The organism is Dietzia sp. oral taxon 368 (assembly GCF_002999155.1).
Classification (GTDB): Bacteria; Actinomycetota; Actinomycetes; order Mycobacteriales; family Mycobacteriaceae; genus Dietzia; species Dietzia cinnamea.
Genome location: NZ_CP027238.1, coordinates 2,137,852 through 2,152,243 on the forward strand (window position 1 = coordinate 2,137,852; position 14,392 = coordinate 2,152,243).

A 14,392-nucleotide genomic window follows, 5' to 3' on the forward strand; every position below is an offset into this window, starting at 1 on the left:
GCGGCGAAACACCCCGGCAACAGAGATCGGCCATGATGGGGGAGTGACCGATTCCGACGTGACCACCGCCGGCACCGATCTCCCGCTCCTCGGGCGCACGGTCGCCGTCACCGCCGCCCGGCGGGCCTCTGAGCAGCGCACCCTGCTCGAGCGCCGCGGCGCGACCGTCCTGCACGCGCCGGCGATGCACATGATCCCCATCGCCGAGGACACCGTGGTCCGCGAGGCCACCGAGCGGCTGCTCGCCACGCCCGCCGACCTGATGGTCCTCACCACCGCCGCGGGCGTGCGCTGGTGGATGCAGGTGTGCGAGGAGTGGGGCCTGGCCGGGCAGCTGCTCGAGCTGATGGGTCGGATCCCGCTGTACTCGCGCGGTCCCAAGACGACCGGGGCGATCCGGGCCGCCGGCCTGCGGGAGCACGCCTCCGCGGTCAGCGAGGCCAGCCCGGAACTGCTGGAGATGCTGGTCGAGCGGGGCGTCGACGGGCTGACGATCGGCGTGCAGGTTCAGGGCGCGGGTTCCGGCTGGAACCCCATGGCCCCCCTGCTCGACGGCCTGCGGGACGCGGGCGCCGACGTGATCGAGGTGCCCGTCTACCGCTGGGAACTCCCGGAGGATCTCGCCGCGCTCGACGAGCTCGTGACCACGATCGCCCGTCACGGCGTCGACGGCGTGACGTTCACCGCGGCGCCGGCGGTTGTGGCCGTGCTCGCGCGGGCGGACGCGCTCGGGCTGTTCGACGACCTGCTCGACGCGCTGCGCGGCCCCGTCGCCGCCCTGTGCGTGGGCCCGGTGACCGCGGCCCCGCTCGCAGACCTGGACGTGCCGTTCACCTGCCCCGACCGGATGCGCCTGGGTTCGCTCATGAGGCACACCACCGACGAGCTCGCCGCCCGGACGGCGCCGATCGACGTGGCCGGACACGAGCTGACCGTGTGCGCGGCGGCGGTGCTGGTCGACGGCCGACCGGTCGAGGTGACGCCGGCCCAGCTCGCGCTGTTGCGGGTGCTCGCGCGGCGCCCGGGGGCGTGCGTGAGCAGGGACGAGCTGCTCGCGGCCCTGCCTGGCGAGGGCACGGACCCGCACGCGGTGGAGACCGCGATGGGTCGCCTCCGCCGGGCGCTCGGCGTGCCGGACCTGGTGACGACCGTCGTCAAGCGCGGCTACCGGCTCACCATCTGAACAGGCGGGGCGCGCGGCCCGACAGCCGCGCGCCCCGCGGGCTCGCCCTACGCAGCGGTGGCGCGCGCGTGGCGGACCGCGGGCTCTGTCGCCACGTAGACCGTGCCGTCGTCGGCGACCCGGGCGGGGAACACGGAGATCCCGCGGGACGGGTCGTCGAGACCGCGACCGTCCTCGAGCGCGTACGCCTGCTTGCCGATGGGCGAGATCACGGCGGGGACGCCGCCGCGGTCGCCCACGAGCCCGCGGCTCATCACGGCCGCCCGGGCGACGGGATCGATGTTGCAGACGGCGTGCACCTCGCCGTCGTCGAGCGTGTACACCGCCACCTGCCGCCCGTCGGGGAGAAGGGCGGCGACCCCGCGGCCGGGGATGAGGCGGTCGATCGCGCAGACGGCGATCTCGGGGGCGGCGCCGGTGCGGGCGGGGCGGGACAGGGTTGCGGTCATGGCGGACTCCTCGGGTGTGGGCGGGTGGATCTCGGGTAAGAGGTCTGGGACGGGGGCTCGGCGCGTCGGGCGCGCGAGCTCAGCTGCGGACGGGCATGGCGGGGGAGCCGAGCAGCACCGGCACCTTGCGGCCGTCGCGCTGCTCGAACTGCACGGTGGGGTCCGGCGCCTCGGGGGCGTTGACGAACGAGACGAACCGGGCGAGCTTGTCGGGATCGTCGAGCACGGCCGCCCACTCGTCCACGTAGCCGGCGACGTGCGCCTCCATGCGTTCCTCGAGCTCGGCGGCCAGGCCGAGCGAGTCGTCGCACACGACCTCCCGCAGGTGGTCGAGCCCGCCCTCGAGCGCCTCGAGCCACGGCGCCATGCGCTGCAACCGTTCGGCCGTCCGGACGTAGAACATCACCGTGCGGTCGATGTAGCGGATGAGCTGGTCGTCGGTGAGGTCGCCGGCCAGCAGCTGGGCGTGCCGCGGGGTCGCGCCGCCGTTGCCGCCCACGTAGAGGTTCCAGCCGTTCTCGGTGGCGATCACGCCGACGTCCTTGCCCCGGGCCTCCGCGCACTCGCGCGCACACCCGGACACGGCCATCTTGATCTTGTGCGGCGCCCGCAGTCCGCGGTAGCGGGTCTCCAGCAGCACCGCCATCGCGACCGAGTCCTGCTGTCCGTACCGGCACCAGGAGGTGCCCACGCAGCTCTTGACCGTGCGCAGCGACTTGCCGTACGCGTGGCCGGACTCCATGCCCGCGTCCACCAGCCGCCGCCAGATGGCGGGGAGTTCCTCGACGCGCGCGCCGAACATGTCGATGCGCTGACCGCCGGTGACCTTGACGTACAGGTCGTGGTCGCGGGCGATCTCGCCGATCACGATGAGCTGGTCGGCCGTCACCTCGCCGCCGGGCATCCGCGGCACCACCGAGTAGGTGCCGTTCTTCTGGATGTTGGCCAGGAAGTGGTCGTTGGTGTCCTGCAGCGCCGCCTGCTCGCCGTCGAGGACATGGTCCGAGCTGGTCGAGGCGAGGATCGACGCGACCGTCGGCTTGCAGATGTCACAGCCGATCCCGCGCCCGAAGCGCCCGATCAGGCCGGAGAACGTGCGGATGCCGGTGACGGTGACGATCTCGAACAGTTCCGAGCGGGACTGGTCGAAGTGTTCGCACAGCGCGGTGGACTGCTCGACGCCCTCGGCCTCGAGGACCTGACGCATGAGCGGAAGGCACGAGCCGCACGAGGTGCCGGCCCGGGTGCACGCCTTGAGGGCGGGCACGTCGCACGCGCCGCCGCAGATGGCCTCGCGCAGGTCGCCCTTGGTGACGGCGTTGCACGAGCAGATCTGCGCGTCGTCGGGAAGTGAGTCCACGCCGACGCCGGAGTCGGCCGCCGCGCCCGGGGTGATGAGGGACAGGGGATTGGACGACGGCAAGGTGCGGCCCAGCAGCGGCTTGAGCAGTTGGTAGGGGCCCGCGTCGCCGACGAACACGCCGCCGAGCAGGGTCAGGGCGTCGTCGCTGAGGACGAGTTTGCTGTAGGTGCGGGCGACCGGGTCATCCACCACCACCTCGAGGCAGTCGGGCGTACGCCCGTGGGCGTCGCCGAAGCTGGCCACGTCGACCCCCATGAGCTTGAGCTTGGTGGCGAGGTCGGCCCCGGTGAACTCGATGCCGGCGTCGCCGGTGATCTGCCCGGCCGCGACCTCGGCGGAGGTGTATCCGGGCCCGACCAGGCCGTAGCAGGTGCCCTCGATGGCCGCGCACTCGCCGATCGCGTAGACGTGCGGGTCCGAGGTGCGGCAGGCTCTGTCGGTCAGCACGCCGCCACGCTCGGCCACGGCGATTCCCGCCGCGCGGGCGAGTTCGTCGCGGGGCCGGACACCGACGGAGAACACGACGAGGGCCGCGTCGACGACATCCGTCTCGCCGTCGTCGGAGGTCAGGGCGACCCGGAGTCCGGCGCCGCCGGCGGCACTCTCCTCGATGACCGTGTCGGTCACGCTGAGGTGCACGTCGATGCCGCGGTCGCGGATGAGGTCCCCCAGCAGGGCGCCGCCGCGGCCGTCGACCTGCACGGGCATGAGCCGGTCGTTGCGTTCCACGACGTGCGGGACCAGGCCGAGCAGGCTCAGCGCGTTGGCGGCCTCGATGCCCAGCAGCCCGCCGCCGATCACCACGCCGTGCGCGCCCGCCCCGGCCCGCTCGGCGGCCGCGCGGATCGCGTCGAGGTCGTCGAGCGTGCGGTATACATGGCAGCCGGGCAGGTCGTGGCCGGGGACGGGCGGGACGAACGCGCGCGAACCGGTCGCCAACACCAGCGTGTCGTAGTCGACGTACTCGCCCGAGTCGAGTTCCACGCGTCGGGCGCCGGTGTCGATCGCGGTGACGAGCCGGCCGGAACGCACGGTGACGCGGGGGTCGGCGGAGTGCCGCGCATCGTCGAGGTGCAGGGCGTCGCGCTCCCACGCGCCGACGTAGGCGGACAGTCCGACGCGGTCGTAGGCGGGATCGGCTTCCTCGCCGATCACCGTGACGGCCACGTCGGCGTCGGCGTAGCGCGTGCCGAGGGTGGAGACGAAACGGTGGGATACCATCCCGTGCCCGACGACGACGATGTGCTCAGTCATTCCTGGACCTCCTTGGCGTGCCTGTGGGGGACAGCCTAGGAAGGCGGTGTTGCGGTGCTGTGGCGTCGGATCACGGTCCCGTGACGCTTACTTCACATCGGTCCGGGGGCCGGGTGAGGGACCGGTCCGCGGGCGTGTGGCGGCGGGATGCGGGCGCCGGAGCGGCGGCGGGATGCGGGCGCCGGAGCGGCGGCTCAGTCCAGGGGTAGCAGGCTCGTCGGCACGGCCTGGACCTCGGCCACGCGGTCGATGTTCTGGCGCAGCCGCTCCCACTCGCCCGAGGGGATCTCCTTCTCCAGCCGGCGCAGCGCAGCCTTGTCGGAGGTGGCCCATGCGACGGGCATCGGGGAGATGAACTGGTAGAGGTTGTCGCGGCCGCGGGCGCTCCGGTTGCCCACCACGGCGACGCAGGGCACGCGCTCGCCGACCTTCGACTCGTGGCCCGCGACAGGTCCGCAGTTGCGGGCCACGAGGGCGGGCAGCTTCCCGGCGGAGCGGTCGACGGCGCGGTCGACCAGCGCCAACAGGGTCACGCCGCGCGGGCGGACCTCGGCGATGACGGCCGGGACGAGCTCGGAGGTCGAGTAGGTGTGCTGCATCGACCCCATCTTGCGGGGGATATAGCCGATCATGGCGAGGCAGCCGATCGCGAACGCGCCGGCCACCACCGCGATGATCCAGCCCCACGCCGCGAACTCCGCGAAGACGAGCATGCCGATGCCGGCGGCGAGCACGATGACGCCGAGGATGCCCGCCGACCACTGCAGGCGGCGCACCTCGGCGAGGCTCTCGTTGTTCTTGCGGACCCAGGCATCGTCGACGGGGATGTCGGCGAGTCGGTACTGCTCGTGCGGGTTGCGTGGGGAGCGATCGGCGGCCATGGCGCCCAGTATCCCAGCACCGGCGACGGCCGGGCCCGCGGGTGACCGCCGCGGGCGTCAGCCGACCTCGGGGATGGGCGGGCCGAGCAGGTCGTCGGCGTCGACGATCCGGTACGCGTACCCCTGCTCGGCGAGGAACCGCTGGCGGTGCGCGGCGTACTCGGCGTCGAGGGTGTCGCGGGCGACGACCGAGTAGAAGTGCGCCTGCCCGCCGTCGTGCTTGGGCCGCAGCAGTCGACCGAGCCGCTGCGCCTCCTCCTGACGCGAGCCGAACGTGCCCGACACCTGCACCGCGACGCTGGCCTCGGGCAGGTCGATCGAGAAGTTGGCGACCTTGGACACCACGAGCGTGGAGATCTCACCGTTGCGGAACTGGTCGAACAGTTTCTCGCGCTCCTTGTTGGAGGTCGACCCCTGGATGACGGGCGCGTCGAGCTCGGCGCCGAGCTCCTCGAGCTGGTCGAGGTAGGCGCCGATCACCAGGGTGGGGGCGCCGGCATGGCGCGCGAGGATCTTCCTGACCACCGGGATCTTGGTGCGGGCGGTCGAGCACAGCTTGTACTTGTCCTCGGCCTCGGCGGTCGCGTACAGCATCCGCTCGTTCTCGGTGAGCGTCACGCGCACCTCGATGCAGTCGGCGGGCGCGATCCACCCCTGCGCCTCGATGTCCTTCCACGGGGCGTCGTAGCGCTTGGGCCCGATGAGGGAGAACACGTCGCCCTCGCGGCCGTCCTCGCGCACGAGCGTCGCGGTCAGGCCGAGGCGGCGGCGCGACTGCAGGTCGGCGGTCATGCGGAACACGGGCGCGGGCAGCAGGTGGACCTCGTCGTAGATCATCAGGCCCCAGTCGCGGGAGTCGAACAGCTCCAGCGCCCGGTGCACGCCCTTGGTCTTGCGCGTGACCACCTGGTATGTGGCGATGGTGACTGGCCGGATCTCCTTGCGCTCACCGGAGTACTCGCCGATCTCGTCCTCGGTGAGGGTGGTGCGGGCCAGCAGTTCCCGCTTCCACTGGCGCCCGGCGACGGTGTTGGTCACCAGGATGAGCGTGGTGGCCTTGGCCTTGGCCATCGCGGCCGCGCCGACCATCGTCTTGCCGGCGCCGCAGGGCAGCACGACCACGCCGGAGCCGCCCGCCCAGAACGAGTCGGCGGCCATCTGCTGGTAGTCGCGCAGCTCCCACTGCTCCTCCTCGGTGGACAGCGCGATCTCGTGGGCCTCGCCGTCCACGTAGCCGGCGAGGTCCTCGGCGGGCCAGCCCACCTTGAGCAGCTCCTGCTTGAGCCGACCGCGCTCGGAGGGGTGCACGATCACCGTGTCCGCGTCGATGTCGGCGCCGAGCATGGGGGCGATCTTCTTGTGCCGCTTGACCTCGGCGAGCACGGCGGAGTCGAGGGAGACGAGCGTCAGGCCGTGCACCGGGCTCTTGACCAGCTGCAGCCGGCCGTAGCGCGCCATGGTCTCCGCGATGTCCACGAGCAGCGGTTGCGGCACGGGGAAGCGCGAGTAGGAGACCAGGACGTCGACCACCTGCTCGGCGTCGTGCCCGGCGGCCCGGGCGTTCCACAGGGCCAGCGGCGTGATCCGGTAGGTGTGGACGTGCTCGGGCGCGCGCTCGAGCTCGGCGAAGGGGGCCAGCGCCTGTCGGGCGTCGGCGGCCTGCTCGTGGTCGATCTCCAGCAGCACTGTCTTGTCCGACTGGACGATCAGCGGTCCACCGCTCACTTCGGGCCTCCTCGGGTCTCTCGCCGGGCCCGCGTAGGCCCGACCCTCCATTGTCCAGAAATCCGCGTCAGCGCGTGGGTTCGACGTCGGAGACGGAGATCACCCGGTGCAGCGGCAGGACGACGGGCTCGGCCGAGTCCGGCTCGATGCCCTCGATCCTGCCGCCGCCGACGGAGGCGGGGACGACCAGCCGGGCGGAGGAGCGGCCCGCGGCGTCGACCACGGAGACGGTGACGGCGGTGCCGGTGCCCGCGGCCTCATGCAGTCGGGCGATGGCGGCCTCGCCCGTGTACGCGCCCGAGGAGGCACCGCGCGCCGAGCGCACGCGGTCTGCGGAGCGCATCGCCGCGACCGCCGCCCGCAGTTCGGAGGTCGTGGGCGCGCGGGTCGGGACGCGGGGCGCCCGGGTGGTGCGGGACTCGCGGACGCGGGCGGCCGGCCGGGAAAGCGCGACGACCGCGCCGGACGTGTCCTCGACGACGGGAGCGAACCCGTGAGCGCGCAGCGCCTCGACCAGGTCGAGCGGTCGGGCCTGGGAGACCAGGACGGTGGGCGCCACCGAGCGCAGCGCGGCGCTCTCCGCCACCGGCGAGCCGAGGACCTGCGCGACGAGGGACGGATCGTCGCAGCGGATGAACGACAGGGCGGTGCCCACCCGCAGGCGCCCGTGGCGGCGGGCGACGTCCTCGATCAGGTAGTCCAGCGACTGCGGGACAGGGGTGACGGACGTGCGGGCGAGCATCTCGCGGATGCCTGCGGCCGTGCGTCCTGCGTCGAGCGCGCGGCGCAGGGACGTCTCGGTGACGCGGTAGGTGGTGGCGGCGCCGGCGGACTCGACGTCGGCGAGGAGGGCGAACTCCGCCGCCAGCTCCGGGGTGAGGGGGCCGGGGGCGAGGATCGTCAGGTCAGCCTGGACGATGACCTCCGACACCGGGTCGGGCAACGCGGCGGTGAGGATCGGTTCGAGGTCCTCGACGACCGCGCCGCCGGAACCGCCGGAGACACCCGCGCCGGAGCCCCCCGCGCCGGAGCCCCCCGCGCCGTGGGACGCGCCGTGGGTGGCGTCGACCAGGTGGCGGGCGGCCGAGGTCGCCACGGTCCCGACGACGAGTCCCATCCGTCGTGCCTCGGCCACGGTCTCCGAGACGGGCCGCGCACCCGCGCGTGAGAACCACACCGGCGCCGACCAGCGCACCACCTCGGGCAGCAGGGCGTCGGCGGGTTCGGCCGCGGGGTCCAGGGCGGCCAGCGCCTTCAGGACGCGACCGCGTTCCGTCGGTCCGGGCGGGCCGACGGGCTCGCCCAGTGCGGGCAGGGTCCCGCCGCCCTCGAGCTCGGAGCCGACGCGCCACGGGGTGCGCGGCATCGACCACCACGCCACGACCAGCTCGGCCCAGCGGCGGGCGGGCTCGCGCGCCGACCACACGTCCGCGGCCTCGGTGGGCGCCCACACCGAGTCGTAGTCGACGTCCCCGACCTCGGCGTCGCCGACCGCGATGAGGCCGGCGGCCGCGAGGACCTCGAGCAACAGGGGCAGCTCGGACTCCTCGAGCGCGGCCGCCCGCGCCACCCGGCGCAACTCGCGGACCCCCACGCCGCCGGCCTTGAGGGTGGCCGCCGGGGCGGTCGAGAGCGCCGCCAGCACCGAGTCGCAGCGGTGGAGCAGGTCGAGGGCCGCCACGCCGCCGGAGGCGTCCACCTCGCGGGCCCGCCCGGCACCCGCCCCGACGCGGGGCGTCGCCCAGGCCGGGGGGTGGAGCAGGGACGAGCCGTCCGCGCGGGCCCCGTGGCGAGCCCGGTCGAGGGCGTGGGCGCGGGGCACCACCCGCTCGGCGTCGTCGTCGCCGGTGAGCTCCGCCAACCCCGCCTGGGCGAGTTCGACCGCGGCCGCGCGCACGGACTCCGACGCCCCGGCCCCGAGCGCACCGGCCGGGATGCGCCCGCGGGCGATGGCCTCGAGGACCCCCGCCGCAGCCGAGGACAGGCCGCCCCACGCCGCCTCGAGATCGGCCCCGGCGGGCTCGCCCGGATGAGGGGCCACCACGGGAGCCGACCGGATCGCCACCGCCGTGACGGGCACCATCCGCGCCGAGTCCTCCTCGCCCCAGATCAACGCGAGTTCGCGGAGACGGGCCACGGCGGCGTGGAAGACGGGCTCGTCGTCGTCGACACCCAGTCTCCCCGACACCGCGCCGAGCGGTACGGCCCCGGAATCGGCACCGACCGCGGCGGCTGCGGCCGCCACGAGCAGCTCCGGCCACGACAACGTCCCCACCGCCCGCGCGGTGGACGCCGGCAGGCGCAGGCGCGAGGCCAACACGTCCAGCGAGGCGGGCGGGGGAGTGGCCACGTCCGGGCGCAGCTCGCACACGCGCACGAGGGCGTCGTCGGACAACCCGGCGAGCCAGGCGGGGAAGTCCGGCGCGTCGGCGGTGGCGCCGCGGGAGGTGGCTCGGGAGCTCGGCATGATCCGTCCCAGCCTAGTGAGACCGCGGCGGCCGTGAGAACCGGTCCGCGTGGGAATCGACCCACCTGCTGCCGAATCGGGTCGGAGGTGAGAGACTACAGGGGTGGCTGCCAAGAAGAATCTGACCTATGACAACCCGGGTTGGCCCGACGCCTCGTACGGCGAGCACCCGGTCACCGAGCTCGCCGCGCTGGTCGCGGGAGGCCTGTCGCCGTTCGGGCAGGAGACCTTCCCGCTCCCGCAGGAGCGACTCGGTTACATCCACCCGTACACCAAGATCAACGGCGCGCCCTGGGTCGCCTGAGATCCGACCTCCGGCGCGGCGCCGGGGAACGCGAGAAGGGCCGCCACTCCCTGTAGGGGGTGGCGGCCCTTCCTCGTGGCCCGGGTACCGCTCGGCGGGTGTCGCCGGTGTCAGTTGGCCAGGTAGGTGGCGACGAAGCCGTCCACCAGGTCCTGGTTGCCGGCGTAGGCGGCGTCGACGGCGGCCTTGTTGGCCTCGTAACCCTCGGTGATCGGGAGGAAGACACCGCGGCTCTCGGCGAACGCCTTGAGAGTGGCCACGTGATCGGCGGCGCTGACCTCGGCCGGGGCGGCCGGGGCGGCCGTATCAGCGTGCGGGCGCGGGGCCGGAGCCGGCTTCGGGGCCGACAGGTCACGCGGGGTGGGCGCCGAGTTGAGGCCCAGTTTGGCCGAGCAGGCGGGCCATGCGCCCCAGCCCTGGCCGGCGAGGGTCTTCTCGGCGATCGCGATCTGCTGCTCGCGCGTGGCCTGGTTGGCCGTCGGCGCGTACTGCGTGCCGCCGTAGGCGGCCCAGGTGCTCGGCGAGAACTGCAGGCCGCCCTGGTAGCCGTTGCCGGTGTTGATGGCCCAGTTGCCGCCGGACTCACACTGGGCCAGACGGTCCCAGTCGGAGTCGGGCGCGGCGTTGGCGGCCGGCGCGAGGGCCAGGCCCGCGGCGGAGAAGGCGGTGCCGGCGAGCACGACCTTGACGGCGGTCTTGGGCGCGGAGGAGGGGGTGGCGGCGCGGTGGCGTCCGGTGTACGAGGTCATGTACGCGTCAGTCCTTTTCACTCTGTGCCTACGAGGTGAGCTGTCGGGTTCGGAAACGAGTGCGTCCGGCCGCCGGCGGCGGCTTCACCCCAAGGCGACCTGCGGTCGCCGGGCCCGTCGTGGGCCCTGTCGGGTCCCCCGTCCCCGCCCGGGTAATGGTCACAGTGGCGTCGGCCGCAGGGCGGGGTTCGGTGGGTGCGGCCGATGCCGACTCGCTGACGAGTCTGCTACGGAACAGTAGCGGTTCGATGCCGGATCGTCACCATTCTGAAATAAAAAGAGCTCGCCCGGGCGGAGATAGCGCGCTGTTATCCGCTCGTTACCTGGGTCGTTACCACGAGGGTGGAGTTGGTCACACCCTGGGCGGGCGCGAGCCGAGAATGGCGTACGCGAGGCCCAGCAGGAAGCCCACCGGAGTGAAGAACATCGCGCCGAGGTACAGGATCGTCGGCGCGTCGCGGTCGAGCACGAACGGCGTCAGCGCGGCGACGATCGTGAAGACGACCCCGATCGCGAAGATGATCAGCGCGGCCACGAACAGCCCGCGGCGACGTGGCCTCGCGGGCGCGTGCGCGTCACCGGAGGCGGACGCGTCGGGTGTCCAGGGGTCGTCGGCCGGGCGTCGATCGTCGGAGGTCACACAGGGGAGGGTACCGCTCGCCTCGCGGCCGTCACCAACGCGCACGAGGGTAGTCTCTGATCGTAAGTGGAGTTGTCGGTCGCGCCCGTGCGCGCCCGGGACGGAAGGTGGTTCGCGGTGCCCAGCGGCAAGGTCAAGTGGTACGACGCGGAGAAGGGGTTCGGCTTCCTGTCCCAGGAGGGCGGCGAGGACGTCTACGTACGCGCGGACGCGCTCCCCGCCGGCGTGGAGACCCTGCGCCCCCGTCAGCGTGTGGAGTTCGACATGGTCTCCGGCCGCCGCGGTCCGCAGGCGCTGCGCGTGGTGGTCCACGACGAGCCGACCGTCGCCGAGGAGCGCGCCCCGCGCGGCGGGCCCAGGCGCTCGCCCGATGAGCTGCACGGGATGGTCGAGGACATGATCAAGGTGCTCGAGTCGACCGTCCAGCCGGAGTTGCGGCGCGGTCACCGACCGGACCACAAGATCTCGAGCCGGGTTGCCTCGGTCCTGCGCGCGGTAGCGCGCGAGCTGGACGCCTGATCCCGTCACGGCGCAGGGCCGGGGCGAGGGCCCGGCTCCAGTGCGTTCGGTGGGTCAGTCCTCGTAGGTGAAGCCGACCGACCACTCGCCGTTGAGGATCGACTCCGAGCCGTCCGCCGCGTAGACGATCGCCACTGCCCGGATGGCCAGGCCCTCGATCCGGCCCTCCTCCGGGGTGGTCACGGGCACGAGGAGCTGGCCGGGTCCGTCCGCCTCGACCGTGTAGTCGCGCACCCCGTCGGCGCGGACCTCGTAGACGTCCATCGTCGCGGACCGCAGCTCGCCGGGTAGCCGGACCGTCAACGTGTGCTCGTCCTGCACGTGGAATTCGCCGACCGGGTTGGTGTACGTGTTGCCGTCCAGGTCGGTCGCGGTGAACGGCAGGACCCTCTCCTCCCCGCGGTCGGTGGCGACGGTGATCTCGGGCAGCGCCCCGTAGCGGGACTCCGACCCCTGCCACGCGCCGACGATCGCCGCGATCATGATGATCATCCACGCCAGGATCGCCCAGGTGACGGGGCGGACGCGGGGGCCGGTCGACGGGGTATCGCTGAGGGAACTCACCCCTTCATTCTGCCGAGCAGGTGGCCGTCGAGCGCACCCGGGTCACGTCGCCCACCCGGGAACCGCGGCCGGTTGCCGCCCAATCCGGGTACGAGGGTGGAGCCGCGGGCGGTGAGTAGTGACTGCGCGAACAGCAGGGCGCCGACCGAGGCGATCACCGAGAACCCGATCGTGAAGTCCGGGGGCAACAGCACGCCCAACGCCCCGCCCGCGACCCACGCCAGCTGCAACGCGGTCTCGGACCGGCCGAACGCCGACGAGCGGGCGGCGTCGGGGATGTCGGTCTGGATGGACGCGTCCAGCGCCACCTTGCCCAGTGCGCTGCACACCGCGGCCACCAGCGCCAGGACGGCCGCGCCCCAGAGCGTGCCCAGGAATGCCGCGACGACGGCCGTGGCCAGCGCGGCACCTGCCGCCGTGCTCGTGATCCGGCCCGGGCGCCCCAGCGGCAGGCGGGCGCCGACCGCGTTGCCGGCGAAAGTGCCCAGCCCGCCGGCCGCGCCGGCGATCGCGAGCAGGCCCGCCTGTTCGAGGGCGGACGCGTCCTCCTGCGCCTTGGCGACGAACGCCAGATAGAGGGTGAGGAACCCCGTCATGAACCGCACCAGCGCGACCGCCCAGAGATTCGCCAGGACGTTCCTGCCGAGCGGCCGGGTGAGCACGGCGCGCAGCCCACTTCTCACCGACCCTCCGTGTCCCGACCACAGGGAGGCGGATTCGTCGTCCTCCGACGCCTCGGCGTGCGCGGGGATCGTCATGGACACGTAGGCGGCCACCAGGGCGACCGCGGCGAGCAGCCACAGCGCGGTGGAGGAGTCCCAGATCCACGCCACGGCGCCGGCGGCGGCCCCGGCTACCACGCTGCCGCCGACATGCCCCAGCACCGTCAGGCGGGAGTTGGTCCGGACAAGGTCCAGCGCCGGCGGCAACACGTGCGGGGTGATGGAGGCCTTGACCACGCCGAACGTCTTGGACAGCACGAGCATGCCCAGTGCGAGCGGGTAGAGCAGCCACGTGTCGAAGTTCAGGCCGAGGACCACCGCGAGCACCGCGCGCAGGGTGAACGTCAGCGAGACGGTGAGCCGACGGCCACTGCGCAGGCGGTCGAGGGCCGGGCCGATGACAGGCGCGATCAGCGCGAACGGGGCGACCGTCACCAAGAGGTACAACGCGACGTTGCCGCGCGACTCCGCGGTCGCCGCCGAGAAGAACAGGGTGTTGGCGAGGGCGACCGCGAGGATGGCGTCACACGCGAAGTTCGCCACGGTGACGTAGCTCAGCGGTGCCAGCCCCGAGCGGGCCGCGCCGTCGGCGTGGAAGACCCGGCGCATCCCCCGCCCGGCGGAGGCGGCGGCCCGCCTGGCTGCTCCCCGGGGGCGCTCACCCAACGAGTCGCACCTCGTACATCTGCGGCCACAGCTTGCCGGTGACCAGGAGGTTCTCCGAGCCCGGCAACGACGCGATCCCGTTGAGCACGGCGTCCGGGTCAGCGGGCCGGGGCCGGCCGAGCTGCGCGGCGTCGTAGATAGCCGTGACCTCGCCGGTGCCGGGATCGATCCGGACGATCTCGTCGGTCATCCACACGTTCGCCAGGACGGCGCCGTCCACACACTCCAACTCGTTGAGCTGTCGCACCGGCGTGCCGCCCGAGGTGACGGCGACGGTGCCGGTCGGTTCGAACGTGGCCGGGTCCCGGAAGGTCAAGGTGTCCGAGCCGTCGGTCATCACCAGACCGGAGCCGTCGAAGCACAAGCCCCAGCCCTCGCCCTGGTACTGGGCCTCCGACCGGATCTCGAGGGTCTGCGGGTCACGGTTGTGGGCGACCCCCTTCCTCCACGTCAGCGTCCACAGGGTGTCGGGGGTGACGGCCAGGCCCTCGCCGAATTCGTCGTCCGCCATCTCCACGGTCACCGCGTCCCCGCCCTCGAGCGGCCGACGTTGCACCACCGACTCGCCGTACCGGCCCGTCGACTCGTAGATCTGGTCGCCGACCACCTGCAGGCCCTGGGTGAACAGGGTGGGATCGTGCTCCAGCGTGCGCACCACCTCGACCGAACCGCGGACCGGCTGCGGCTCCGACGGGCCGACCGGGACGCGCGGGGCGGTGGACCCGGTGGACGACGAACCGGCGGGCGCGCTGGAGGACGCCAGCGAGGTCCCGGCCGCGGTGGTGGGGCTCGGTTCGCTCCCGTCCCCGGTCGAGCACGCCGTCAGCGCGGCGATCAGGCTCAGGGACACGACGAGGGGGCCGACCGGGCGGCGGACACTGCTCATGCCCCCAAGGATGCCGCACG

Annotated in this window: 13 protein-coding genes and 1 riboswitch; of the genes, 3 read left to right on the top strand and 10 right to left on the bottom strand. The window is 73.2% G+C overall.

What is annotated here, in order from left to right; all coding sequences use genetic code 11:
- The first annotated feature begins 43 nt into the window (after nt 1-43).
- Entirely contained in the window at nt 44-1,183 is a 1,140-nt protein-coding gene (locus C3V38_RS09990; protein WP_254425952.1) for a uroporphyrinogen-III synthase, read from the top strand.
- Nucleotides 1,184-1,230: 47 nt separating this feature from the next.
- On the opposite strand, the gene nirD is transcribed toward C3V38_RS09990, so the two are convergent.
- The 5 genes from nirD to C3V38_RS10015 all read right to left on the bottom strand — a co-directional run bounded on the left by nirD (nt 1,231) and on the right by C3V38_RS10015 (nt 9,322).
- Nucleotides 1,231-1,632 (bottom strand): nitrite reductase small subunit NirD, encoded by a 402-nt coding sequence (gene nirD, locus C3V38_RS09995; protein ID WP_106385708.1) that lies wholly within the window; start codon nt 1,630-1,632, stop codon nt 1,231-1,233.
- A 79-nt stretch (nt 1,633-1,711) separates the two neighbouring features.
- Nucleotides 1,712-4,249: a nitrite reductase large subunit NirB gene (nirB, locus tag C3V38_RS10000; protein WP_106385709.1), complete on the bottom strand. Its 2,538-nt coding sequence runs from the start codon at nt 4,247-4,249 to the stop codon at nt 1,712-1,714.
- A 194-nt stretch (nt 4,250-4,443) separates the two neighbouring features.
- Nucleotides 4,444-5,130, bottom strand: a complete 687-nt coding sequence (locus C3V38_RS10005) for a DUF3239 domain-containing protein (protein ID WP_061229320.1) — start codon at nt 5,128-5,130, stop codon at nt 4,444-4,446.
- A 57-nt stretch (nt 5,131-5,187) separates the two neighbouring features.
- On the bottom strand, nt 5,188-6,855 hold the full coding sequence (locus tag C3V38_RS10010; protein WP_007628622.1) for a DNA repair helicase XPB: 1,668 nt from the start codon (nt 6,853-6,855) through the stop codon (nt 5,188-5,190).
- A gap of 67 nt (nt 6,856-6,922) precedes the next feature.
- Nucleotides 6,923-9,322: a helicase-associated domain-containing protein gene (locus C3V38_RS10015; protein WP_061229322.1), complete on the bottom strand. Its 2,400-nt coding sequence runs from the start codon at nt 9,320-9,322 to the stop codon at nt 6,923-6,925.
- 103 nt (nt 9,323-9,425) lie between these two features.
- Here C3V38_RS10015 and C3V38_RS10020 point away from each other — a divergent pair, with 103 nt between their 5' ends.
- Nucleotides 9,426-9,626, top strand: coding sequence for a hypothetical protein (locus tag C3V38_RS10020; protein ID WP_007626822.1), 201 nt, complete (start codon nt 9,426-9,428; stop codon nt 9,624-9,626).
- Between the two features lie 110 nt (nt 9,627-9,736).
- Here the strand turns inward: C3V38_RS10020 and C3V38_RS10025 are convergent, their stop codons facing one another.
- Complete coding sequence (locus C3V38_RS10025) at nt 9,737-10,375, bottom strand: transglycosylase family protein (protein WP_007626820.1); 639 nt, start codon at nt 10,373-10,375, stop codon at nt 9,737-9,739.
- A gap of 11 nt (nt 10,376-10,386) precedes the next feature.
- Nucleotides 10,387-10,546: riboswitch (cyclic di-AMP (ydaO/yuaA leader) on the bottom strand.
- 181 nt (nt 10,547-10,727) lie between these two features.
- Nucleotides 10,728-11,015 (bottom strand): hypothetical protein, encoded by a 288-nt coding sequence (locus C3V38_RS10030; RefSeq protein WP_007626818.1) that lies wholly within the window; start codon nt 11,013-11,015, stop codon nt 10,728-10,730.
- 117 nt (nt 11,016-11,132) lie between these two features.
- On the opposite strand from C3V38_RS10030, the gene C3V38_RS18235 reads away from it, so the two are divergent.
- Complete coding sequence (locus C3V38_RS18235) at nt 11,133-11,534, top strand: cold-shock protein (protein WP_061229338.1); 402 nt, start codon at nt 11,133-11,135, stop codon at nt 11,532-11,534.
- Between the two features lie 54 nt (nt 11,535-11,588).
- Here C3V38_RS18235 and C3V38_RS10040 read toward each other — a convergent pair whose 3' ends face one another.
- The 3 genes from C3V38_RS10040 to C3V38_RS10050 are packed head-to-tail and all read right to left on the bottom strand — an operon-like array spanning nt 11,589 to nt 14,372.
- Nucleotides 11,589-12,098, bottom strand: coding sequence for a DUF2771 family protein (locus C3V38_RS10040; protein WP_061916720.1), 510 nt, complete (start codon nt 12,096-12,098; stop codon nt 11,589-11,591).
- Nucleotides 12,095-13,486, bottom strand: a complete 1,392-nt coding sequence (locus C3V38_RS10045) for an MFS transporter (protein ID WP_239550357.1) — start codon at nt 13,484-13,486, stop codon at nt 12,095-12,097. Before C3V38_RS10045 ends, C3V38_RS10040 begins: the two co-directional genes overlap by 4 nt.
- Nucleotides 13,479-14,372: a glutaminyl-peptide cyclotransferase gene (locus C3V38_RS10050; protein WP_106386453.1), complete on the bottom strand. Its 894-nt coding sequence runs from the start codon at nt 14,370-14,372 to the stop codon at nt 13,479-13,481. The genes C3V38_RS10045 and C3V38_RS10050 overlap by 8 nt, the downstream gene beginning before the upstream one ends.
- Nucleotides 14,373-14,392: the final 20 nt, after the last annotated feature.